1 protein-coding gene is annotated in these 229 nt (G+C 35.8%); it reads right to left on the bottom strand.

Features of this window, described 5'->3' with window-relative positions; all coding sequences use genetic code 11:
* A partial coding sequence (locus H6A07_RS10615; RefSeq protein WP_440590002.1) for a hypothetical protein occupies window positions 1-155 on the bottom strand: 155 nt, incomplete at its 3' end.
* Window positions 156-229: the final 74 nt, after the last annotated feature.

Genomic DNA, 229 nt, shown 5'->3' with positions numbered 1-229 from the left:
CTATAATCTAACATATTTTTACAAAGTGTTACACCAGCAGCTTCCATTTGTGGTCCACCAAAACCGAATAAATATGTATTCGGTGCTATTTCCTTTATTGCCTTCGCTAAGTTAGCACCGTGCATATCACCCGATGTTTCTCCAGCGGAAAACATTATTTTATACATAAAATCCTCCAACCTATATCAAGCAGAAAAAGACGCGATGATAACATTAAAAAATGTATCTC

It is taken from the genome of Olsenella uli, assembly GCF_016899935.1.
GTDB lineage: Bacteria > Actinomycetota > Coriobacteriia > Coriobacteriales > Atopobiaceae > Thermophilibacter > Thermophilibacter uli_B.
This window is presented reverse-complemented; position numbering and strand designations above follow the sequence as displayed.